Here is a 21,125-nt window from a genome sequence, read left to right as displayed (position 1 = left end):
GGTTCGACGGCGCCCGGTCGGCGTCGAGGTCCGACTCCGGTCGCAACGCCGCCCGCGTCACGGCGGACGTCGGGCGGGAAACGGGACCGGTCACAGCGGGGCGCTGACAAGAATCGGACGCTGCGACGACCGTTTCACCCTATCAAGCGCGCTCCCCCGCCCGGCGCCGGGCCGCGGGTTATCCTGCAGCCATGCGCACCCCTGGGGGCTCCGGGCGCACCGACCGTCGCCAGGTGCTGGCGTGGGCGTGGTGGGACTGGGGCAATTCGGCGATCAACGCCGTCATGACGACCTTCGTCTTCACCGTCTACCTGACGTCGGCGTCGTTCGGGGACCCCGGGCACGCGTCGTCGGTGCTGGGCTGGGCGCTGGGCGCCTCCGGCCTCGCCGTGGCCCTGCTCGCCCCGGTCACGGGGCAACGTGCCGACCTCGCCGGACGGCGCCGGTTCTGGCTGGGGGCGCACACCGGCGTCGTCGTCCTCACCACCGCCGCGTGCTTCCTGGTCCGCCCCGCACCGGAGTTCCTGCTCCTCGGTGCGGCCCTGATCGCCGTCGCCAACGTCTTCAACGAGTTCGCGGGCGTGAACTACAACGCCATGCTGCCGCAGATCTCGACGCCGCGGACCATCGGCCGGATCTCGGGCCTGGGCTGGGCGATGGGCTACCTGGGCGGCATCCTCGCCCTGGCGATCGTGCTGTTCGGCTTCGTGTCGCCGAACCTGCTGGGGATCCCGACCGAGGACGCCCTGAACATCCGCGCCGTGGCCCTGTTCTCCGCGCTGTGGTTCGGGGCGTTCGCGCTGCCGGTGCTGACCCGGGTGCCCGAGATCCGGCCGGACGCCGCCGGCACGCGCACCGGTTTCCTCGCCTCGTACCGCGTCCTCGCCCGCCGCGTCGTCGCCCTCTACCGGCGCAGCCCGCACACGGTCTACTTCCTGGCCGCGAGCGCGGTGTTCCGGGACGGGCTGGCCGCGATCTTCACGTTCGGCGGGGTGATCGCCGCGGGCACCTTCGGGTTCAGCCTGACGCAGGTGATCGTCTTCGCCATCGCCGGCAACGTGGTGGCCGCCCTCGGGGCGGCTGCGGGCGGTGTGCTCGACGACCGCCTCGGCCCCCGCCGGGTGATCATCCTCTCCCTGCTCGGCCTGCTCGCCTCCGGCACAGGGATGCTGTTCATGACCAGCCAGGCGGGCTTCTGGGTGTGCGGCCTGGTGCTCTGCCTGTTCGTGGGCCCGGCGCAGGCCTCGGCCCGCTCCTTCCTCGGCCGGCTTGCGCCCGCCGGGCAGGAGGGCGAGCTGTACGGGCTGTACGCCACGACCGGCCGGGCGGTCAGCTTCCTCGCCCCCACCCTGTTCGCCGCCGCGGTGACCCTGTTCGGGGCTCAGCGCTGGGGCATCGTCGGGATCCTCGTCGTGCTGCTGGCGGGACTGCTCGTGCTGCTGCCGGTCCGGCCGCCGGAGCACGCCCCGCAACCGGACCCGATCGACGCCGGCCCGGCCTGAGCGGCATGCCGCCCGGCCACGCGCGGCGCCGGTGGGCGGACCCGTCAGCGGGGCAGGGCGCTGCGGTGGAAGTTCAGGTGGGAGCGGGACGCCGTGGGCCCGCGCTGACCCTGGTACCGATTCCCGTACGGGCCGCTGCCGTAGGGGTGCTCGGCGGGTGAGGAGAGCTGGAAGAAGCAGAGCTGGCCGATCTTCGAGCCGGGCCAGAGCTTGATCGGCAGCGTGGCCACGTTCGAGAGCTCGAGGGTCACGTGCCCCGAGAAGCCCGGGTCGATGAACCCGGCGGTCGAGTGGGTCAGCAGACCGAGCCGCCCCAGCGACGACTTGCCCTCCAGCCGGGCCGCGATGTCGTCCGGCAGGCTGACGACCTCGTAGGTCGAGCCGAGGACGAACTCGCCGGGATGCAGGATGAACGGCTCGTCCGGGTCGACCTCGACCAGGCGCGTCAGTTCGCTCTGGTCCTCCGAAGGGTCGATGTGGGCGTACTTGTGGTTGTCGAAGAGACGGAAGAACCGGTCGATCCGCACGTCGACGCTGGACGGCTGGACCATCCCGTCCTCGAGCGGGTCGAGCACGATGCGGGCGTCGGCGAGCTGACGGCGGATGTCGCGATCGGAGAGCAGCACGTCGAGCAGGATAGCCGACCGGGTGACGCGGATCGCTTACCGATCACGGAGCGGTGTCGATAGCACAGGTGAAGGCACGGTGGGTGACGCCACGCCGAGACCCGACTCACGGTTCGACAACGACGAGCCAGGCCTCGGGCCGTCCTCACGCGGGTGCCGCACCGCCCTGATCGAACTGCCCGAGGAAGACCATGCCCCGACGTTTCCTGGCGTGCCTGCTGGCGTGCCTGTTCTCCATCACCGCCGTGACCGCCACCGCGCCGGTGGCGACCGCCGCCCCCGGCAGCGCGCCGACCGCGGTGCGCAACCTGGTGCGGGACTCCAACCTGACGCAGGTGCGGGACCTGCTCGCCGGCATCAACGCCTACCGGGCGCAGAAGGGTCTCAAGCCGGTCAAGTACAGCCCGACCGTCTCCGTGATGAGCCAGGAGTGGTCCGACCGGATCGCCGCCGACGAGACGCCCTACAACCACCGGCCCCTGTTCTGGACGGATCCCCGGGTCGGCGGGCCGCTGCTGCCCGACGCCATGCGGGAGAACATCGCCGTCTCCTGGAGCCGCAACGCCGCGGACCTGATCGCCTGGTGGAAGACCTCGCCGGGACACAACGCCGCGCTGCTCAAGCCGGACGTCAACGTGATCGGGATCGGCATCACCTTCACCGACGGCTCCCCCTGGACCACCCCGGGCCGGTACACGATGTGGGGCGTCATCAACCTGTTCGGGTACGACCCGGTCCCGGCCAACGCGACGGCCACCGTCGCGTCCACCCCGAGCAGCGCCCCCGCGCCGGCGCCGGCACCCAGCCCGACCCCGACCCCGACCCCGACCGGGATGTGCGCGGCGGGCGTCGCCGGCCGGGCGACGACCACGCCACCGCCCGCCGCCTCGATCGGCAGCCCGGCGGACGTGCTCGCCGTGGACCCGGCCGGCACGCTGTGGGACTACCCCGCCACCGGCACGGGCGCCCTGGCGGCGCGGCGTGCCCTGCTGACCGGCTTCGGCGGCGCGAAGGACGTCTTCGCGGCCGACTGGAACCAGGACGGCGTGGTCGACGTCGTGACCATCTGGCGTTCCGGGGCCCTCACCCTGAACCGCGGCATGCCCACCGGCGGGTTCGGCACGGCGGTGCAGATCGGCACCGGGTGGGGCGTGATGACCGCGGCCGTCGGCCACTGGTGCACGGGCGAGCGCTTCCCCGGCATCGTCGCCTACGGGTCGGCCGGCCAGCTGACCTACTACCGGAACGCGACCGGCGGCACCGTGAGCACGGCCGGCGCGCTCGGCGGCGGCTGGCAGGGCCTGAGCTTCAGCATGGCCGACGTCGACGGCAACGGGGCGGCCGACCTCGCCGTCCGCCGGCCGGACGGGTCGATGCTGCTCTACCGGTCCGACGGCCGGGGCCGGGTGCTCGCCGAGGCGCGCCGTTCCCTCGGGGGCGGCTGGGGCGCGGTGACGAGCACGCGCACGCTCGTCGGCTACCAGGGAGCCGGCACCACCGGGCTGGTCGCGAAGTGGTCCAACGGCCGACTCAGCTACCATCCCATCGCCGGCGGCGGCCTGCGCACGCGCACCGAGGCGGGGGGCGGCTGGTCCCCGTACCTGCTGGTCAAGTGAGCCGGGCCGGTCGAGCGGGCACGGGAGTGCGCGGGAGCGCGGCCGTGCACGGCGCGGGTGCCGAGGTGCGCTAGGCTGTCCGATGACGTCGGCCGCTGCCTCACCGGAGCCGGCACGCGTCGACGCGGCTGTAGCTCAATGGTAGAGCGCACGCTTCCCAAGCCTGATACGCGGGTTCGATTCCCGTCAGCCGCTCCGTCTCGATGTCCCGGACATCGCCGAACGCCCGGACCCGCCCCGCGGATCCGGGCGTTCGCGCGTTCCCGGAGGAAATGTCGGCGCCCGTCGCTAGGCTGACCGGACACGCGACGGGAGGCACGCCATGACCCCTTCATCCCCTCATCTCACCCACCGCGACGCGGGCGCCGAGCCGCAGGTCTGCACGATCGTGCCGCCGTACCTGCTCCGGCGGCTCGCCCGGCTGGAGGACCCGCCGCTCCTCGACGCCGCCGGCGCGGCGCGGCACGCGCTGGACCACCTCGAACGGATCCACGCCCAGCGGCGCGGCCTGCGCAGCTCGGTCACCCCGCCGGTCACACGCACCGGCCTCTCCCGCACGATCAGCGACGCCGAGCACGGGGAGACCCTGCCCGGCACCCCGGTGCGCACCGAGGGCACGCCCGCCGTCGACGACGCGGCCGTGAACGAGGCGTACGACGGCCTGGGCCACACCTGGGACTTCTACGCCGACGCCTACGGTCGTCGCTCCCTGGACGGCAACGACCTGCCCCTGGACGCGACCGTCCACTTCGGGCAGCAGTACGACAACGCCTTCTGGAACGGGGAGCGCATGGTCTTCGGCGACGGGGACGGCGAGGTGTTCGTCTCCTTCACCTCCGCGCTGACCGTCATCGCCCACGAGCTCACCCACGGCGTCACCCAGTACAGCGCCAACCTCGTGTACCAGGGCCAGTCCGGTGCCCTGAACGAATCGGTGTCGGACGTGTTCGGGGTCCTGACCGAGCAGTGGGTCCGCGGCCAGGACGCCGCGTCGGCGGACTGGCTGGTCGGCGCCGGCATCTTCGGCCCGCGCATCCACGGGACGGCCCTGCGGTCGCTCGCGGCGCCCGGCACGGCGTTCGACGACCCGGCGCTCGGCAAGGACCCGCAGCCCGCCCACCTGGACGGGTACGTCGACACCGCCGAGGACAGCGGCGGGGTGCACCTGAACTCCGGTATCCCCAACCATGCGTTCTACCTGGCCGCGGTCGCCCTCGGCGGCCACGCGTGGGAGCGGGCCGGGCAGATCTGGTACGACACCATCACCTCGGACCGGCTGCCGGCCAGCGCGGACTTCGCCCGCTTCGCCCAGGAGACCCTCGACGTCGCGACGGACCGGTACGGCGCCGACGGGGAGGAGGTGCGGGCGGTCACCGACGCGTGGGCCGGCGTGGGGGTCACGCCGAGCAAGACCGCCCGCGCCGCGGACCCCCCGACCGGCGGCTGAGACTCCCCGGATTGCCCGCCGGCGCCGCCCGCGGTCCAGAATGGACGCGGGAGGCAGCCATGGAGATCACGATCACGCGCACCGGCGGTTTCGCCGGGCTGCGCCGGCAGTGGGTGGTGGCCGTCGACGAGCAGACCGCCGACCGCCTGGTGCGGCAGATGGGGGACGGTGACGCCGCCGTCGACGGGCCCCCGGCGGAGCGGGACCGCTTCACCTACGTCTTCGCGGCGGGTGTCCACCGCATCGCCATCGCCGAGTCCCGGCTGGACGGTCCGTGGCGTGATCTGCTGGAGGAAGCCCGCAACGGGGCCGATCCGACCCGTCCCGCGTGAGCGGGGTCCTCGCCGGGTTCTCGATCGTCTGGGTGGTCATCGGCATCGGGTACCTGATCGGCCGGTCGGGCGTGCTCGGGCCGAGCGCGCAGCAGGTGCTCAGCCGCACCGTCTTCTTCGTGGGCACCCCCGCCCTGATGCTGGTCACGTTCGGCCGCACCGACCTGCACCAGGTGTTCTCCGTCCAGCTGCTCGCCGCCGCCGCCAGCGCCGGCATCGTGCTCACCCTGTACCTGGTGTGGTCGCGGGTGCTGCTGCGGCGGACCTGGCCCACGGCCATCATGACGGGGGCGACCGGCTCGCTGGTCAACGCCGCGAATCTCGGCATCCCGATCGCCGTCTACGTGCTCGGCGACGCGGCGGTGGCCGCCCCGATCATCGTGTTCCAGATGACGCTGCTCACCCCGCTCGTCACCGCGGCCCTCGACGTGGCCACCGCCCGGCGCGGCACCAGCGCGGTGCGCCGGATCGGGCAGGTGGCCGCGAACCCGGTGCTGATCGCCTCCGTCGTCGGGATCCTGCTCTCCGTCACCGGGATCCGCCTGCCGGACCTGGTGCTCGAGCCGTTCCGGTTGATCAGCGGGATCGCCGTGCCCGGCATGCTGCTCGCCTTCGGGATCGGCCTGCACGGCTCCCGCCCGCTGCGGGATCGGACCCAGTGGGTCGACGTCGCGTCCGCGACGACGGCGAAGGTGGTGATCCAGCCTCTGATCGCCCTGGCCCTGGGCGCCCTCGTCCTCGGCCTGTCGGGGCGCGCCCTGTTCGCCGTCGTCGTGATGGCCGCCCTGCCGACCGCCCAGAACGCCTACGTCGTCGCCTCCCGGTACGGGGCGGCCGTCGGCCAGACGAAGGACACGGTGCTCGTGACGACGGTGCTGTCCGTCCCGGTGCTCGTCCTCGTCGCCGCGCTGCTGGCCTGATCGGCAGGGATACCCCGGAGCCGCTGGGCTAGCCTTGGGCGCATGACCGAGAAGACCTCCACGGACCAGGTCCGGGCCATCGCCGAGGGCTACACGTTCAGCGGCCCCTCGATCGCCCTGGGCGCCGCGCTCGTCGACGGGCAGGTGCACGCCGACGCGCCCGTCCGGCTGCCCCTGGCCATGATGAACCGGCACGGCCTCGTCGCCGGCGCCACCGGTACCGGCAAGACGAAGACACTGCAGCTGATGGCCGAGCAGCTCTCCGCCGCCGGGGTACCCGTGTTCCTCGCCGACATCAAGGGCGATCTGAGCGGCCTGTCCGCCCCCGGCGAGCCGAACGAGAAGATCACCGCGCGGGCCTCCGACGTCGGGATGGACTGGGCGCCCGCCTCGTTCCCCGTCGAGTACTACGCCCTGGGCGGAGACGGGGTCGGCATCCCGCTGCGCGCCCGCGTCTCCAGCTTCGGCCCGATCCTGCTCTCCCGGATCATGGACCTGAACGAGACCCAGGAGTCGAGCCTGCAGCTCATCTTCCACTGGGCCGACCAGCAGGGCCTGGAGCTGTACGACCTCAAGGATCTGCGCGCCGTCATCACGCACCTGACCTCCCCGGAGGGCAAGGAGTCGCTCGCCGCCCTCGGGGGGCTCTCGAAGGCGACCGCCGGCGTCATCCTGCGCGAGCTCGTGGGCCTGGAGGCCGACGGGATGGAGAAGTTCTTCGGGGAGCCGGAGTTCGACAGCCAGGACGTGCTGCGCACCGCCGAGGACGGCCGGGGCATGGTGTCCTGCCTCGAGCTGCCCACCGTGCAGACGAAGCCGGCCCTGTTCTCCACCTTCCTGATGTGGCTGCTGGCCGACCTGTTCGCCGACCTGCCGGAGGTGGGCGACGTGGAGAAGCCCAAGCTGGTGTTCTTCTTCGACGAGGCGCACCTGCTGTTCAAGGACGCCTCCCCCGCCTTCCTCGACGCCATCCTCACCACCGTCCGGCTGATCCGCTCCAAGGGGGTGGGCATCTTCTTCGTGACCCAGACCCCGAAGGACGTGCCCGGGGACGTGCTCGGCCAGCTGGCCAACCGGGTGCAGCACGCGCTGCGCGCGTTCACTCCCGACGACGCCAAGGCGCTCAAGGCCACCGTGGCGACGTTCCCGACCAGCCCCTACGACCTCTCCTCCGTGCTCACCTCCGCCGGCACCGGCGAGGCCGTGATCACCGTGATGAACGAGCGCGGTGCCCCCACCCCGGTGGCGTGGACCCGGATGATCGCGCCCCGTTCCCTGATGGGCCCCGCGCCGGCCGACGCCATGCGGGCCACCGTCGCCGCCTCGCCCGGCCAGGCGACGTACGGCACCCCGGTCGACTCGCCGTCGGCGTTCGAGAAGCTCGCGGCCCGGTCCGGCAACGGAACCGGGACCGCCGCGGACGCGCCGGATGCCGGGGACGAGGAGGCCCGCCGGATCGAGGAGCAGATCACGCGCGAACCGGAGCGACGGGAGCCGGAGCGACGGGAGCCCGAGCGCGCCCGCAGCGCGCCGCGGGCCCCGCGCAATCCCCTGCTCGACGTCGCTGCGGACATCGCGGGACAGGTCGGGCGCGAGTTCGTCCGCGGGCTGTTCGGTACGCGCCGCCGTCGTCGCTGAGGTGGCGGGCGTGCGTCACGTCCGCCGCGCGGCCGTGCTCTGGGCACTGACGTTCGTCGGTGTGCTCGTCGTCGCCGTGGTCGTCGTGACGACCGTGAACGCGCGCGGTTACGGCCCCGAGCACGCCGTGCGGGCCTACCTGTCGGCGCTGCGGGACGGCGACGGATCCCGGGCGCTCGGGCTGCTCGGCGCGAGCGTGCCGGACGGCAACCCGGCCCTGCTCACGGGCGACCCGCTCAAACGCTCGGTGGAGCGCCTCGACGACGTCGACCTGTCCGTCGGGGCCCGCACCGGGGACGACGCCACCGTGACCGCCCGGTACACGCTGGACGGTCAGGCCGGCACCACGGTGTTCCCGGTGCACCGGGCGGGCAGCAGCTGGCTGTTCTTCGACCGGTGGGAGCTGGCCGGCGCGGCCCTTCCCCGGACCACCGTCACCTTCCCCGGGCAGGACCGGGCCCGGGTGAACGGGACGACGGTGGCCGCGCCGGGCGGGAAGGCCACCCTGGTCAGCTTCGTCCCCGCCCGGCTGATTGCCGGCTGGTCCGGGACGATGCTGCAGGCGCCGGAGCGCAGCACGACCGTCACCAGTCTCGACGATGCCCCCACGCTGGCCCTGGCGGCGGAGCCGACGCCGGCGATGGTGACGTCCGTGCGGGACCAGCTACGCCGGATGCTCGACCGGTGCGCGAGCCAGCAGGTGCTCGCCCCCGCCGGGTGCCCGTTCTACCACTTCTCCGACAACCTCATCACCGGGCCCGTGACGTGGCGGATCACCCGTTACCCGCAACCGCAGATCGCGTCCCGGGACGGCGCATGGACGGTGCGGCCCCTCACCGGTCAGGCGGAACTGCGCACCCGGGAGACCGATCTCTTCACCGGGGTGGAGAAGGAGCTGCGGTCGACCGAGGACTTCACCTTCACCGCGGAGCTGGACGTCGACGGCGACACGGTGACGGTGCGACCGCGCATCACCGACCCGGGCGCCGCCACCGGCTGACCTCCCTTGCCAGCTCGTCAATAGATGTTCACGGAGGCCCTTTTTCGGACCGGATGGAGCATCTATTGACGAGCTGGCGGAAGAGGCGTCAGGCGTTGACGCCGCGCAGCTCCAGCACGAGATCGCTCTCGCCGTCGGCCGTCACCGTGACCGGGATGCCCCAGTCCTGCTGGTACAGGTGGCAGGCCGCGTGGTCCGGGATCGGCCCGTCCTTCTCGCCGTCGCAGGCGGCGGCCCGGGCGGTCAGGTGCAGCACGCCCTCGGGCACGTCGGGGTTGATCCGCAGGGTGCGGGAGAGCCCCGTGGAGGAGCCGGCGCCGTCGAGGAGCAGCTCGGCCGGGGTGGCGGAGACCTTCAGCTGGGTCGGGTCGCCCCAGCGGTCGTCCAGCTTCTGCCCGGTCGGGGCGCTGAACCGGATCGAGACGTCGAAGGCGCCGGCGGCGACGGCGCTGCGCGGGCGCTGGGTCTGGGCGGCGCCCTCGTCGACCGTGAGGGCCTGCGCCGGCACCGGGAGCCGGACGAGCTGGTGGGCGTTGGTCTCGACCACGAGCAGGAGCGGCTGGCTGCCGCTGGTGTCCAGCAGCACGTCCGAGGGTTCGGCGAGGTCCCGAGCAAGCGTGCTGACCTGCCCGGTGGTCGGCTCGTACCGCCGGATCGCCCCGTTGTAGGTGTCGGCGAGCACGACCGAGCCGTCCGGCAGCACGGTGACGCCGAGCGGGTGCTGCAGCCGGGCCTGCGCGGCGTCGCCGTCGCGGAAGCCGAAGTCGAACAGGCCGGCGCCGATCGCGGTCTCGACGGCGACGCCCCCGTCGGCGGTCGGCACCAGCCGGCGCAGGGAGGAGGTCTCGGAGTCGGCGGCCCAGATGGACCCGTCGGCCCCCGCCACCAGGCCGGACGTCTGCGCGAACCAGGCGTCCGCGCCGGGTCCGTCCAGCAGTCCCTCGTTGCCGTTGCCGGCGAGGATGCGCAGGGACCGGCCGACCGGGTCGAACGCGAAGATCTGATGGGTCCCCGCCATCGCGACGACCACCGCGGCCAGCTCGGGCGACCACACGACGTCCCACGGGGAGGAGATGGCCACGTCCACCGGGTCCGCACCGGCGAGCCGCTCCGGCTCCCGCGCCGCGTCGGCGGGGTCCTGGATCAGCCGCTGCACCCCGTTGCCGACGACGGTGCGCACGGTGCCGTCGGCCAGGTTCAGTCCGCGCAGCCGGTGGCCCACCGTGTCGGCCACGACGACGTCGTACCCGACGGTCGCGGCGACCTCGGCCGGCAGCAGGGTCAGGCCCTGCGGCTCGCTGAACCGGGCGGCGTCGGCGGCACCGTCGGCGAAGCCCCGCTCACCGTCGCCGTACGCCCGCAGCACCGTCGTCAGGTCCGCGTCGAGCTCGACGACGCGGTGGTGGCCGGTGTCGCTGACCAGGTAGTGGCCCGGCGCACGGTCCCCGAGCGGCAGCACCTTGCCGGGGAAGCGCAGGGCGGACTCGGTGGCCGGCGGCGGCACGTACGGGCCCTGCCCGCGGTGCAGCGTGCCCTTGGCGTCGTGCTCCTCGACGAGCTCGGTGATCAGCGAGGCGAGGCCGTGCCCGTGCCCCTCACCGGTCAGGTGGGCGACGATGTAGCCCTCGGGGTCGATGACGACGAGGGTCGGCCAGGCGCGGGCGGCGTAGGCCTGCCAGGTGGTCAGCTCGGGGTCGTCGAGGACGGGCCGGTGGATCTCGTACCGGTCGACGGCGGCGGCGAGGGCCTCCGGGTCGGCCTCGTGCTCGAACTTCGGGGAGTGCACGCCGATGGTGACGAGGACGTCGCCGTACTTCTCCTCCAGGGGGCGCAGCTCGTCCAGGACGTGCAGGCAGTTGATGCAGCAGAAGGTCCAGAAGTCCAGGACCACGATCTTGCCGCGCAGGGAGGCGAGGTCGACGTCGGCACCCCCGGTGTTCAGCCAGCCGCGGCCGACCAGCTCCGACGCCCGCACCCGGTAGTCGGTGCGCAGGTCCGCGGTGCCGGTGGTCTCGGACGTCGTGCTGCTGCTCACGGGGTCTCCTTCGGGGTCTGCGGTCCGCCGCGCCGGTCGGCCTGCGCCAGGCGGGCGAACATGTCGTTGTAAGCGGTCAGTTCTGCCTCGTTATTCCGGTCCGCCGCCCGGTCCCGGCGCTTCGACTCCCGCGAGTCGGCCCGGGACCACATCACGGCGACGCCGATGGCGACCACGATCGTGGGGATCTCGCCGATGCCCCACGCGAAGGCGCCGCCGAGCTGCTGATCGGCGATCGGGGACAGACCCCACGTGCGGGCGAGGTTGCCGAAGTAGTCGGGTTCGAGCAGCGTCGTCGAGCCCATCAATGTCACGCCGAAGAACGCGTGGAACGCCATCGTGGCCAGCAGCAGGACCAGCCGCAGCGGGTAGGCGGGACGGCGTGGCAGCGGGTCCGTGCCGATCAGCACGACCAGGAACAGGTAGCCGGTGAGCAGGAAGTGCACGATCATCAGCTCGTGGCCCACGTGCTCGGTCAGGGCGAACCCGAAGAGCGGCGTGTAGTAGAAGACGACCAGGGAGCCGACGAACAGGGCCGCCGCGACCACCGGGTGGGTGATCACGGCCGAGTAGCGGGAGTGGACGATCCGCAGGATCCACTCGCGGGGTCCGCGCGTGCCGTCGGTACGCGGGCTCAACGCCCGCAGGGCGAGGGTCACGGGCGCGCCGACCACGAGGAACAGCGGCACGACCATGGTCAGGGCCATGTGGTCCACCATGTGCACGCTGAACATGACGCGCCCGTACACCGCCAGGCCACCGGAGGTGACGTACACGAGGGCGGCACAGCCGAGCAGCCAGACGACGGTGCGCACGACCGGGACGCGGTCGCCGCGACGGTGCAGCACCCCCACCCCCCGGAGGTAACCGACCGCGGCGAGCAGGGCGACCGCGACCCAGAGCCAGTCCCAGCGCCACTCGGTCAGCAGCCGGGACGGGGTCAGCTCGGGCGGCAGGTCGTATCCGGAGAGCAGGAACGCCGGCGACGCGTCGGGGGTGAGGTCCTCGGGGGCCGGGGTGGCGGAGCGGCTCAGCGCGGTGCCGAGCCCCATGGTCGCGGCCATCACGACGATCTCCCCGACCACGAGCTGGCCCATGGCGCGGCGAGCTCCGAGCCGGCCGGCGGCGAATCGCGGCAGCACCCAGCGCCGGTGGGCGAACCCGAAGACGCCGAGCACGAGGGTCGCGGCCGTCTTGGCGACGACGAGCATGCCGTAGGGCGAGCCGAGGGCGGCCCAGTCGCCGAGCCGGATCGCCGCGTTGACGACGCCCGAGGCGAACACGAGGACGAAGGCGACGCCGGCGAGAGCGGAGAACCGGCGCAGGGTGACTCCGGTGAGCGGTCCGAGCGCGGGCGCGGCGACGGCCAGGGCGCCCACGCCGCCGACCCACAGGCAGATGCCGACCAGGTGCAGGCCGAGCGAGCTGACCGCGCCCTCGTGGTCGCCCGCCGACGCCGAGTGCCCGATCAGGGAGAGGGGCACGGTCGCCGCGAGGGCGAGCACGGTGGTCAGCGCCAGCCCGGTGAGGTTGCGCACCCCCAGCGCCAGCGTGCTGACCAGCGCGGCGATGACGGTGACGGCGAGCCACGCCTGTCCGCTGCCCAGCGCGGTGACGAAGTAGGCGAGCTGGGCGGTGAACCCCGGCTCGGCGGACATGGGGACGCCGGAGACGTCCGCGTAGGTCAGGACGGTCACCACGATCGCGGCGAGCGTCCAGACGACGCCGCCGGCCGCCGCCGCCGTCATCAGCCGGCGGAACGCCGGGTGCTCCGTGTCGCGCCCGGGGGCGGTGCGCGACCGGGGCCGCCGCCCGTCGGCGAAGGCGGGGACGAGGGTGCAGGCGAAGAGCAGGCAGCCGATCACCACGGCCATGGCGAGATAGCTGGTCACCTGCGCCACGGGCAGGCCCCAGCGCACCACCGCACCGGGATCGGACAGCTGCCGCGGCGCCGCGGCCCCGGTCAGCTGCACCCCGGCGACGACGCCGATGACGGCGGCCACCGCGACGGGGGCCAGCCAGAAGGCGACGTGGGGCGGCAGGGCGGGGGTGCGATCCGGATCGCGGGGTGCCGGGGCCACGCCGACGGGCTTGCGCCGGCGCTGCTGTTCTTGCGTGCTCACCACGTCTCCATTGTCCGTCACGGGCCGCACGGGGCCGAACGCGGGCGACGCCCGCCACATCCGACGTCATCCGGGACGGCGCCCGGATCACACGGCCCGAACGCGGACGAGGCGGGGACGACCGTCCTCGGTCGTCCCCGCCTCGTCGATCCTGCCGCGGCATGCCGCCGCGGCAGGGAGATCACTTGGAGGCAGCGGCCTTCAGCTTGCTGCCCGCGGTCAGCTTGACGCTGTGGCCCGCGGCGATCTGGATGGTCTCACCCGTCTGCGGGTTGCGACCGGTGCGGGCGGCGCGCTCGGTGCGCTCGACGGCCAGCCAGCCCGGGATGGTGATCTTCTCGCCGCTCTTCACCGACGAGGAGAACACGTCGAACAGGGCATCGAGCACGCCGTTCACCGCGGTCTGCGTGGTGCCGGCCTTCTCGGCGACCTCGGCCACCAGTTCACTGCGATTCTTAGCCATACGTCTGGCCCTCCTACTACTCGATCTGGTTCTCGTTCGCTTGCTCGCAACGGCCGGTCCGGCCGCCACTCATCGGCCAACCTACCAGCCGGAACACGGCGATCCGGGGGTTTGGAGCCCCGATCTGCCCTGATCTTCCGGCATTCTTCCTCCGTCCGGGCCCCGGAACGGGTCCGGGGACGACGAAGGCCCGTCAGCGTTGATGCTGACGGGCCTTCGTGCGGAGCGGGGGGTGACGGACACGTCACCGCCGCGGCAGGCAGCTGCCGGTTCTCACCAGGAGGACTTGGAGACGCCGGGGAGCTCACCGCGGTGCGCCATCTCCCGGAACCGCACCCGGGAGATGCCGAACTTCTGAAGGGTGCCGCGCGGGCGACCGTCGATCTGGTCGCGGTTGCGCAGACGGACGGGCGACGCGTTGCGGGGCAGCTTCTGCAGGCCCAGGCGGGCCTCCTCGCGAGCCTCGTCGGACGCGTTCTCGTCCACCAGGGTCTTCTTCAGCTCGAGCCGCTTCTGCGCGAAGCGGTCGACGACGAGCTTGCGCTGCTCGTTGCGGGCGATCTTGGACTTCTTGGCCATGGGTCAGCGCTCCTCTCGGAATTCGACGTGCTTGCGCACGACCGGGTCGTACTTCTTCAGCGTGATCCGGTCCGGGTCGTTGCGCCGGTTCTTGCGGGTCACGTACGTGAACCCCGTGCCCGCGGTGGACTTCAGCTTGATGATCGGACGGACGTCCTTGTCTTTGGCCATCTCAGATCTTCTCCCCGCGTGCCAGGATGCCCGCCACGACGGCGTCGATGCCCTTGACGTCGATGACCTTCATGCCGCGGGCGCTCACGTTCAGCACCACGGTCCGGCGCAGGGACGGGACCCAGTAACGCTTCTTCTGGACGTTCGGGTCGAACCGGCGCTTGGTACGCCGGTGCGAGTGCGAAATGCTGTGCCCGAAACCCGGCTGGGCTCCGGTCACCTGGCAGTGCGCTGCCATGTTCTCCTCCAAATAGCTCGGACGGTACGCAGTGGTGTGATTCACGTCGACCGGCACGCGGAGCGTGCACGGAGTCGGCGGATCAAGCGCGGTTGAATGCGTCCCGTCACCATGGACACCGTGACGACTGCGGCGTCGTGGCGGTCCGGTACTTCGGCGTGAACACGCCGATCCGGGCACCTCGCCGCGGGGAAGACGGTGAAGATCTGGTGTCGAGCAGTGGGTTCCACCTACGACAGCGATCAAGTCTATGGCCGTGGTGGGGTCTGTGCAAATCGTCGCACGCCGTCCGCGGGCGGCGCGCCGGTTGGTGAGCGGCCCGATGATCGGTAGTATCTCCCTCGATAGTGGGACGGTCGGTCCCACTTTCTCCATCCGCCGCGGTCGGGAACCACGCACTCGTGAGGGCCAGTTACCGCCACAGATCCGCCCGGTCGATGGACCCCGTTCGGCCCCGGCCGGGCATCGTTTCCCCCGATGGTGCCCGGTCGGGGCTTTCCACGTCCTGGCCCGGACGATCAGGCTCGGCCCGCGATCGGTGTCACCGCGACCGGCGTCGGCACGGGCCGCCTCGGGGCCAGATAGCGGCCCGATGAGGTGCGCCGGATCCGGCGCAGCACCCAGGGCCCCACGTGCCGGCGGGTCCAGCGCATGTTGGCGCGGACGGCGTCGAGCCGGCGGACCGGCACGAGCGCCGGCAGCGGATCCTGGACCAGCGTGTGCTCGTGCCGCAGCGTGTCCAGCACCCGGCCCGCCATGGTGATGTGCCCCCGGGTGGACATGTGCAACCGGTCGACGTCCCACATCCGGGGGTCGTCGTACTCGTCGAACCGCCAGTAGTCCACCAGCGTGGCCCCGTGCCGGTCGGCGATCTCGCGCACCAGTTCGTTGTAGATGGCCGTGCGCCCCCGGTTCACGGAGAAGAACCGGGACGCGACGGTGTCGAACCCCGTGAACAGCAGCACGGCGGCCCCGGTGGCCCGCAGCCGGGCGACGGCGTCGTCGTACCCGGCCATCAGGGCGTCGATGTCGACGCGAGGCCGCAGCATGTCGTTGCCGCCCGCGTACAGGGTGACCAGGGTCGGCGCCATCGCGACGGCGGGCGCGATCTGCTCGTCGAGCACCTCGCGCAGCTTGCGGCCGCGGATGGCGAGGTTGGCGTACTCGGTGCGCGGGTCGGCCAAGGCCAGCTGTTCGGCGACCCGGTCGGCCCAACCGCGCACCCCGTTGGGCAGGGACGGGTCGGGGTCGCCGACGCCCTCGGTGAAGGAGTCGCCCAGGGCCACGAAGCGGGTGTGTTCGGTCGCACGTTCAACCACCGGCCCAGTCTGCCACGCGGGGCCCCGCCGCGATCACCTGGCGGCCGGCCCGGTCTCGGCGGTCCGGCTCAGTCCACGGTGACGACGACGTCCGCCCGGTCGGCGTCCGCCTCGATCCGGGCGGCGTTGGCCTCGTCGGGCCCGAGGGCCCAGTCGCGGGCGGCGTCGGGCGCCAGGCCGTGGGCCACGTGCCGGTCGATCAGCCGGTGCCGCCGGACGTCGTCGGGCAGCCGCAGGTGCCACACCTCGTCCAGGTGGGCGCGCGCGAGCGGCCAGGCGCCGTCGTCGGCCAGGAGATAGTTGCCCTCGACCACGACGACGGCGCACGCGGCCGGAACCGGGATCGCCGACCCGACGGACTCGTCGAGGTCACGGTCGAAGCGGGGCGCGTACACGGTCGTCCCCGGCGAGGAACGGTGCAGCCTGGCGAGCAGCGCGGCGAACCCGGCGTCGTCGAAGGTCTCGGGGGCGCCCTTGCGGTCCCGCACATCGCGCTCGACGAGGATCGCGTTGGCCAGGTGGAAGCCGTCCATGGGCACGACGACCGCGGCCCCCGCCCCGTGCGTGGCGCGGGCGCGGGCGACCAACCGGGCGGCGAGCGTGGACTTGCCGGCTCCGGGCGCTCCGGTCAGGCCCAGCAGCAGCCGGCGGCCGGTCGAGACGGCGCCGGCGGCGCGGGCGTCGAAGCGCCGCAGCGCAGCGTCGAGGGCGAGCGGGACGGGCACGCGGCTCACCCTACGGCAGCGCCCCGTCGGGCCGAGCCGGCGCACCGCCGACGGGTGCTCGTCGGGCCGCGCCTCGACCGGGTGCCTCAGACCTGGGCGGCCCCCTGCCGCCAGTAGCCCATGAACGCCACGCGGTGCCGGGACATGCCCCGTTCGCTCACCAGGCACCGGCGCAGGTGCTTGACCATGCCGGACTCGCCGGCGATCCACGCGTAGAGCTGGTCGTCCGGCATCCCCGGCTCCGCGGGTCGGGCCTCGTCGAGGAGCTCGCCCCCGGAGGAGTACTGGGGGGTCTCCCAGAGCAGGGTCTCCGGCGCGTCCAGGCCGGTCTCGGCGAGCACCGGGGCGGGCAGCACCGTCATCCGCTCGGCCGCGTAGCCGAGCAGGACGCAGTCGGCACCGCAGTCCCGGTGGGCGCACGTCAGGCCCAGGGCGCTGCGCACCGCGCCGATCAGCAGGTCCCCGTGGGCGGCACCGTCCCGGGCCAGCCACGTCACGCTGATCCCGGGCACCGGCGGCAGATCGAGGATGTCGTCGGCGGTGGGCACCTCCAGATACACGTCACCGGTCTGGGCGGGGCCGCTGGCGAGGATGGACGCCACCGCCGGCACGGCCGTCTCGTCGGCGACGAGCAGGAGCCGCCGGGCGGGACCGGGGTCGAACTCGATGCCGGACCGTCCCCCGATCGCCCGGTTCGGGCCGAGCAGGCACAGGTGGTCCCCGGGGCGGGCGGCCGCGGCCCACTGCGCCGCCGGGCCGGCGGCGTCGCCGGGGTGCCCGTCCTCGCGGGGGACGCCGTGCAGCACGAAATCGACCGTGACGGTGCGCCGCACGTCTCCGACGGCGTCGGTCTCGTCGTCCACGGACCGCACGGTGTAGGTGCGCATCTGGCCGCGGGCGTCCGGGTCGGCGGCGAGCCAGCGCTGGTACCAGCCGTCGTCGGTCACCTCGAGCATCGGCGCGGGGCGGCCCGGGGTGGGGATGAGCAGCTTGATCCGCAGGTCCAGGGGGTCGCGATCGGGGCCGAACTGCTCCAGCCCGGGGCCGCCGAACACGATCCGGCGGTAGTGGGGGCTGAGGCGGTGGACGGCGATCACCTCGGCGTCGATCGCGACGATCGGCGCGATGGACGTGGTCGCGGTGGTCATGGGCGCGCCTCCTCGGGGGGGTCGCACGGGTCCGGCGTGGTCGGCCGGGGTGTCGGTGGGGTCGGTGTCGGTGGGGCCGGTGTCGGTCAGCCGGCGCATCGCCCAGGGCGCATCCGTCCGGGGCGCGTCCGGCCGGGGTGGGTCGCCCGGCGTCGTCGTCGCCCGGTGGTGCCGGCCGATGGGCACGATCATCGGTGTGCCGCTGACCGGGTCGGTGAGCACCCGGGCGTCCAGACCGAACACCTCGCGGACCCGGTCGGCGGTGAGGATGGCGCCCGGTGCGCCCTCGGCGACGACCGCACCGCCCTTCATCGCGATCAGGTGGTCGGCGTACCGGCTGGCCAGGTTGACGTCGTGCAGGACGAGGGCGATGGTCGTGCCGCGGGTCCGGTTCAGGTCCGTGATCAGGTCGAGCACCTCGATCTGGTGGGTGACGTCGAGGTAGGTGGTGGGCTCGTCGAGCAGCAGCACGCCCGTCTGCTGGGCCAGCGCCATGGCGATCCACACGCGCTGCCGTTGACCGCCGGAGAGCTCGTCGACGGGCCGCGCCGCGAGGTCGAGGGTGCCGGTCGCGACCATCGCCTCGGCGACGGCGTCCCGGTCCTCCTGCGTGGTCTGCTGGAAGAAGCCCTGGTGGGGGTAGCGGCCACGGGTGACGAGGTCGACGGCGGTCACCGCCTCCGGTGCGGTGGGAGCCTGGGGCAGCAGACCCACCCGTCGGGCGAGCTCCTTGGCGGGATAGCGGTGGACGTCCTTGCCGTCGAGCAGCACGGCGCCGGAGCGCGGCGTCAGCAGGCGGGACAGGCCCCGCAGGAGCGTCGACTTGCCGCAGGCGTTGGCGCCGACTATCACCGTGATCTTCCCCGGCGGCAGGGCCACGGTCAGCCCGTCGACGACGGTGCGGCCGTCGTAGCCGAGCGTCACCGCGTCGGCGCGCAGGCTCGGCCGTTCGGGGGACCGGGCGGCGGGGCCGGGCGCGGACGCGGCCCGCGGGTCGGAGGGGGCGGCCATGGGATCCTCCCGGAGCGGTCGGGTCGAACGGGTCGAGGTGGAACGGGTCGGGGTGCTCATCATCAACCCTCACTCGCGCCGGCGCGGCGGCTGAGCAGCAGCCACAGCATGAACGGAGCCCCGAGCCCGCCGGTCAGCACGCCGACCGGGAGCACGGTGCCCGGGACGAGGTAGGCGGCGGCGTAGTCGGCGGCCAGCACGATCGCGGCGCCGACGAGGGCGGCGATGACGATCGTCGCGCGTCCCCCGTTCAGGCGCCGGGCGATCGGGCCGGCGAGCAGGGCGATGAACGAGATCGGCCCGGCGGCGGCCGTCGGGAACGCGGTGAGGGCGACGCCGACCACCAGCAGGGCCAGCCGGGTGCGCTCCACGTTCAGGCCGAGCCCCGCGGCGAGGTCGTCGCCAAGCGGCAGGATGCGCAGGCGGCGCCCGAACGCGGCGAGGAAGGGGGCCACGAGCACGAGGCCGACGGCGAGCCACGTCAGCCGTTCCCAGGTCGCCCCGTTGAGGCTGCCGACGATCCACTGGAGGGCGTCGTTGGCCCGGTAGATGTCGGTGCGGGAGAGCAGGTGGACGACGACGGCCTGCAGCAGCGCCGCGATGCCGATGCCGACCAGCACCATCCGGATCCCGGCGGCGGACTGGTGCCGGGAGAGCAGGAAGATGACCGCCGCCACGACGAGGGCGCCGGTCAGTGCCGCGAGCGGCACCGTCGCCCCGCCCGCCCCGATCAGCACGATGGCGATCACGGCCCCGGCGCTGGAGCCGAGGCTCACCCCGATGATGTCCGGGCTGGCCAGCGGGTTGCGGAGCATCGTCTGGAAGACGGCGCCGGCCGCGCCGAAGGACAGCCCGGTGAGCAGCCCCAGCAGGGCGCGCGGCAGCTTCGACTCCATCACGATGAAGCGGGCGCCCGGGATGTTCTCGCCGGCCAGCAGCCGGAGGAAGTCCGGGACGGTGACGGTGTAGTCGCCGAGCAGCACCCGGCAGGCGAGGAGGGCGAGGACGAGCAAGGTCAGGGCACCGGTGACGAGGGCCCAGCGGCGGCGGGCCACCCGGCGAATCCGGCCGAGCCGGCGCTGGACGGCATCCAGGTCGGCGGCCGGTCGCGCGGCCGGGGCGACGGGCGGGGTGGTCGTCACAGCGCCCCCAGCTTCCGCCGGCGGACCAGCGCGATGAAGACCGGGGCACCGATCACGGCCGTCATGACGCCCACCGCGATCTCGCCCGGCGGGGCGATCACCCGGCCGACGATGTCGGCGCCGAGCAGCAGCACGGGGGCGAGCAGGGCGCACAGGGGCAGGACGGTGCGGTAGTCGGGTTCCGTCAGCGCCCGCACGGCATGCGGGATCACGAGGCCGACGAACGCCACCGGGCCGGCCAGGGCGGTGGCGCCCCCGGCCAGCAGCACGACGCTGACGCAGACCAGGGTGCGGGTCAGTCCGATCCGCTGCCCCAGGCCCCGGGCGACGTCGTCACCGAGCGCGAGCCCGTTCAGCGCCGGCCCGCTCGCCAGGGCCAGCACCGCGCCGACGGCGAGGAACGGGGCCACCACGAGCACCTGCTCCCAGTCGCGGCCGGCGATCAGCCCCACCTGCCACTGGCGGTACGCGTCGAAGCTCTCGGAGCTGGACACCAGCACGCCCGAGATGACGGAGGCCAGTCCGGCGTTGACGGTGGCGCCGGTGATGGCCAGCTTCAGGGGGGTGGCCCGGCCCGGGCCCAGCCCGGCCAGGGCGAAGATGACGAGCGTCGCGACCGCGGCGCCGGCCAGGGCGAACCACACGTACCCGGTCAGGGAGCCGACACCGGCGGTGAAGATGGCCAGCACGACGGCGACCGCCGCGCCGGCGTTGATGCCGAGCAGTCCCGCGTCACCGAGGGGGTTGCGGGTGACGCCCTGCAGCACGCCGCCGGAGAGGCCGAGTGCCGCCCCGACGAGCACGCCCGCGACGGTGCGCGGCACGCGGGCGCCGATGATGGCGTCCGCGGCGTCGTTCGGGTCCGGGGCCGTGAGCGCGGCGACGACGGTGCCCGGGTCGAACGGCTGCGAGCCGATCGCCAGGGACGCGAAGCAGAGCACGACCAGCGCGACCGCCGACCCCGTTCCCAGCACGAGCACGCGCACGGACAGGACCGCCCGCCGGGTGCCGCGAACAGCGGGCACCCGGCGGGAGCGCAGGCTCTCGGTCGTCGTCATGGTCGTCGGTCGTTCCTCGTCGCGAAGGTCCC

19 protein-coding genes and 1 tRNA gene are annotated in these 21,125 nt (G+C 73.3%); 8 read left to right on the top strand and 12 right to left on the bottom strand.

Annotated elements, in window-relative coordinates; all coding sequences use genetic code 11:
- The first annotated feature begins 191 nt into the window (after window positions 1–191).
- Window positions 192–1,502: an MFS transporter gene (locus IEX22_RS01915; RefSeq protein WP_188665491.1), complete on the top strand. Its 1,311-nt coding sequence runs from the start codon at window positions 192–194 to the stop codon at window positions 1,500–1,502.
- 44 nt (window positions 1,503–1,546) lie between these two features.
- Here IEX22_RS01915 and dcd read toward each other — a convergent pair whose 3' ends face one another.
- On the bottom strand, window positions 1,547–2,128 hold the full coding sequence (gene dcd / locus IEX22_RS01910) for a dCTP deaminase (protein ID WP_188665488.1): 582 nt from the start codon (window positions 2,126–2,128) through the stop codon (window positions 1,547–1,549).
- A gap of 191 nt (window positions 2,129–2,319) precedes the next feature.
- Here dcd and IEX22_RS01905 point away from each other — a divergent pair, with 191 nt between their 5' ends.
- The 7 genes from IEX22_RS01905 to IEX22_RS01875 all read left to right on the top strand — a co-directional run bounded on the left by IEX22_RS01905 (window position 2,320) and on the right by IEX22_RS01875 (window position 9,081).
- A complete protein-coding gene (locus IEX22_RS01905) occupies window positions 2,320–3,744 on the top strand; it encodes a CAP domain-containing protein (RefSeq protein WP_188665485.1) in 1,425 nt (474 codons plus the stop codon).
- A 124-nt stretch (window positions 3,745–3,868) separates the two neighbouring features.
- Window positions 3,869–3,939: transfer RNA gene (locus tag IEX22_RS01900), tRNA-Gly, on the top strand.
- 127 nt (window positions 3,940–4,066) lie between these two features.
- Complete coding sequence (locus IEX22_RS01895; RefSeq protein WP_188665482.1) at window positions 4,067–5,191, top strand: M4 family metallopeptidase; 1,125 nt, start codon at window positions 4,067–4,069, stop codon at window positions 5,189–5,191.
- Between the two features lie 59 nt (window positions 5,192–5,250).
- The gene (locus IEX22_RS01890) at window positions 5,251–5,523 is read left to right on the top strand and encodes a protealysin inhibitor emfourin (protein WP_188665479.1); all 273 of its coding nucleotides are present in this window, start codon (window positions 5,251–5,253) and stop codon (window positions 5,521–5,523) included.
- Window positions 5,520–6,443, top strand: a complete 924-nt coding sequence (locus IEX22_RS01885; protein WP_188665476.1) for an AEC family transporter — start codon at window positions 5,520–5,522, stop codon at window positions 6,441–6,443. The genes IEX22_RS01890 and IEX22_RS01885 overlap by 4 nt, the downstream gene beginning before the upstream one ends.
- A 42-nt stretch (window positions 6,444–6,485) precedes the next feature.
- Window positions 6,486–8,081: a helicase HerA-like domain-containing protein gene (locus tag IEX22_RS01880; protein WP_188665473.1), complete on the top strand. Its 1,596-nt coding sequence runs from the start codon at window positions 6,486–6,488 to the stop codon at window positions 8,079–8,081.
- A 10-nt stretch (window positions 8,082–8,091) separates the two neighbouring features.
- On the top strand, window positions 8,092–9,081 hold the full coding sequence (locus IEX22_RS01875; protein ID WP_188665469.1) for a hypothetical protein: 990 nt from the start codon (window positions 8,092–8,094) through the stop codon (window positions 9,079–9,081).
- 88 nt (window positions 9,082–9,169) lie between these two features.
- Here IEX22_RS01875 and IEX22_RS01870 read toward each other — a convergent pair whose 3' ends face one another.
- From IEX22_RS01870 to IEX22_RS01820, 11 genes are all read right to left on the bottom strand, one after another.
- Complete coding sequence (locus IEX22_RS01870) at window positions 9,170–11,116, bottom strand: NHL domain-containing thioredoxin family protein (protein WP_229659690.1); 1,947 nt, start codon at window positions 11,114–11,116, stop codon at window positions 9,170–9,172.
- Window positions 11,113–13,242, bottom strand: a complete 2,130-nt coding sequence (locus IEX22_RS01865) for a bifunctional copper resistance protein CopD/cytochrome c oxidase assembly protein (protein WP_438816573.1) — start codon at window positions 13,240–13,242, stop codon at window positions 11,113–11,115. The genes IEX22_RS01870 and IEX22_RS01865 overlap by 4 nt, the downstream gene beginning before the upstream one ends.
- Window positions 13,243–13,420: 178 nt before the next feature.
- Window positions 13,421–13,702 (bottom strand): HU family DNA-binding protein, encoded by a 282-nt coding sequence (locus IEX22_RS01860; RefSeq protein WP_076694459.1) that lies wholly within the window; start codon window positions 13,700–13,702, stop codon window positions 13,421–13,423.
- A 273-nt stretch (window positions 13,703–13,975) separates the two neighbouring features.
- A complete protein-coding gene (gene rpsN, locus IEX22_RS01855) occupies window positions 13,976–14,281 on the bottom strand; it encodes a 30S ribosomal protein S14 (protein ID WP_188665462.1) in 306 nt (101 codons plus the stop codon).
- A gap of 3 nt (window positions 14,282–14,284) precedes the next feature.
- On the bottom strand, window positions 14,285–14,452 hold the full coding sequence (rpmG, locus tag IEX22_RS01850) for a 50S ribosomal protein L33 (protein ID WP_076694457.1): 168 nt from the start codon (window positions 14,450–14,452) through the stop codon (window positions 14,285–14,287).
- Between the two features lies 1 nt (window position 14,453).
- Entirely contained in the window at window positions 14,454–14,690 is a 237-nt protein-coding gene (gene rpmB / locus IEX22_RS01845; RefSeq protein ID WP_188665449.1) for a 50S ribosomal protein L28, read from the bottom strand.
- Between the two features lie 518 nt (window positions 14,691–15,208).
- Window positions 15,209–16,009 carry an SGNH/GDSL hydrolase family protein gene (locus tag IEX22_RS01840; protein ID WP_188665446.1) on the bottom strand — a complete coding sequence of 267 codons (801 nt, stop codon included), beginning with the start codon at window positions 16,007–16,009 and terminating at the stop codon, window positions 15,209–15,211.
- 68 nt (window positions 16,010–16,077) lie between these two features.
- The gene (locus IEX22_RS01835) at window positions 16,078–16,734 is read right to left on the bottom strand and encodes a nucleoside/nucleotide kinase family protein (RefSeq protein WP_229659688.1); all 657 of its coding nucleotides are present in this window, start codon (window positions 16,732–16,734) and stop codon (window positions 16,078–16,080) included.
- An 86-nt stretch (window positions 16,735–16,820) separates the two neighbouring features.
- The gene (locus IEX22_RS16060; RefSeq protein WP_188665443.1) at window positions 16,821–18,893 is read right to left on the bottom strand and encodes an SIP domain-containing protein; all 2,073 of its coding nucleotides are present in this window, start codon (window positions 18,891–18,893) and stop codon (window positions 16,821–16,823) included.
- A gap of 62 nt (window positions 18,894–18,955) precedes the next feature.
- The gene (locus IEX22_RS01825; RefSeq protein ID WP_306464416.1) at window positions 18,956–20,035 is read right to left on the bottom strand and encodes a FecCD family ABC transporter permease; all 1,080 of its coding nucleotides are present in this window, start codon (window positions 20,033–20,035) and stop codon (window positions 18,956–18,958) included.
- The gene (locus IEX22_RS01820) at window positions 20,032–21,093 is read right to left on the bottom strand and encodes a FecCD family ABC transporter permease (RefSeq protein ID WP_188665440.1); all 1,062 of its coding nucleotides are present in this window, start codon (window positions 21,091–21,093) and stop codon (window positions 20,032–20,034) included. The genes IEX22_RS01825 and IEX22_RS01820 overlap by 4 nt, the downstream gene beginning before the upstream one ends.
- Window positions 21,094–21,125 lie beyond the last annotated feature (32 nt).

Origin of the sequence: Tersicoccus solisilvae (genome assembly GCF_014643255.1) — a bacterium.
GTDB classification, from domain to species: domain Bacteria; phylum Actinomycetota; class Actinomycetes; order Actinomycetales; family Micrococcaceae; genus Tersicoccus; species Tersicoccus solisilvae.
The sequence above is the reverse complement of the archived record's forward strand: the minus strand, read 5'-3'. Positions and strand labels throughout refer to the sequence as shown.

Coding starts and splice junctions, on each gene's coding strand:
- IEX22_RS01915 (WP_188665491.1), top strand. CDS start 192: ATGCGCACCCCTGGGGGCTCCGGGCGCACCGACCGTCGCCAGGTGCTG.
- IEX22_RS01905 (WP_188665485.1), top strand. CDS start 2,320: ATGCCCCGACGTTTCCTGGCGTGCCTGCTGGCGTGCCTGTTCTCCATC.
- IEX22_RS01895 (WP_188665482.1), top strand. CDS start 4,067: ATGACCCCTTCATCCCCTCATCTCACCCACCGCGACGCGGGCGCCGAG.
- IEX22_RS01890 (WP_188665479.1), top strand. CDS start 5,251: ATGGAGATCACGATCACGCGCACCGGCGGTTTCGCCGGGCTGCGCCGG.
- IEX22_RS01880 (WP_188665473.1), top strand. CDS start 6,486: ATGACCGAGAAGACCTCCACGGACCAGGTCCGGGCCATCGCCGAGGGC.
- IEX22_RS01860 (WP_076694459.1), bottom strand. CDS start 13,702: ATGGCTAAGAATCGCAGTGAACTGGTGGCCGAGGTCGCCGAGAAGGCC.
- rpsN (WP_188665462.1), bottom strand. CDS start 14,281: ATGGCCAAGAAGTCCAAGATCGCCCGCAACGAGCAGCGCAAGCTCGTC.
- rpmG (WP_076694457.1), bottom strand. CDS start 14,452: ATGGCCAAAGACAAGGACGTCCGTCCGATCATCAAGCTGAAGTCCACC.
- rpmB (WP_188665449.1), bottom strand. CDS start 14,690: ATGGCAGCGCACTGCCAGGTGACCGGAGCCCAGCCGGGTTTCGGGCAC.
- IEX22_RS16060 (WP_188665443.1), bottom strand. CDS start 18,893: ATGGCCGCCCCCTCCGACCCGCGGGCCGCGTCCGCGCCCGGCCCCGCC.
- IEX22_RS01820 (WP_188665440.1), bottom strand. CDS start 21,093: ATGACGACGACCGAGAGCCTGCGCTCCCGCCGGGTGCCCGCTGTTCGC.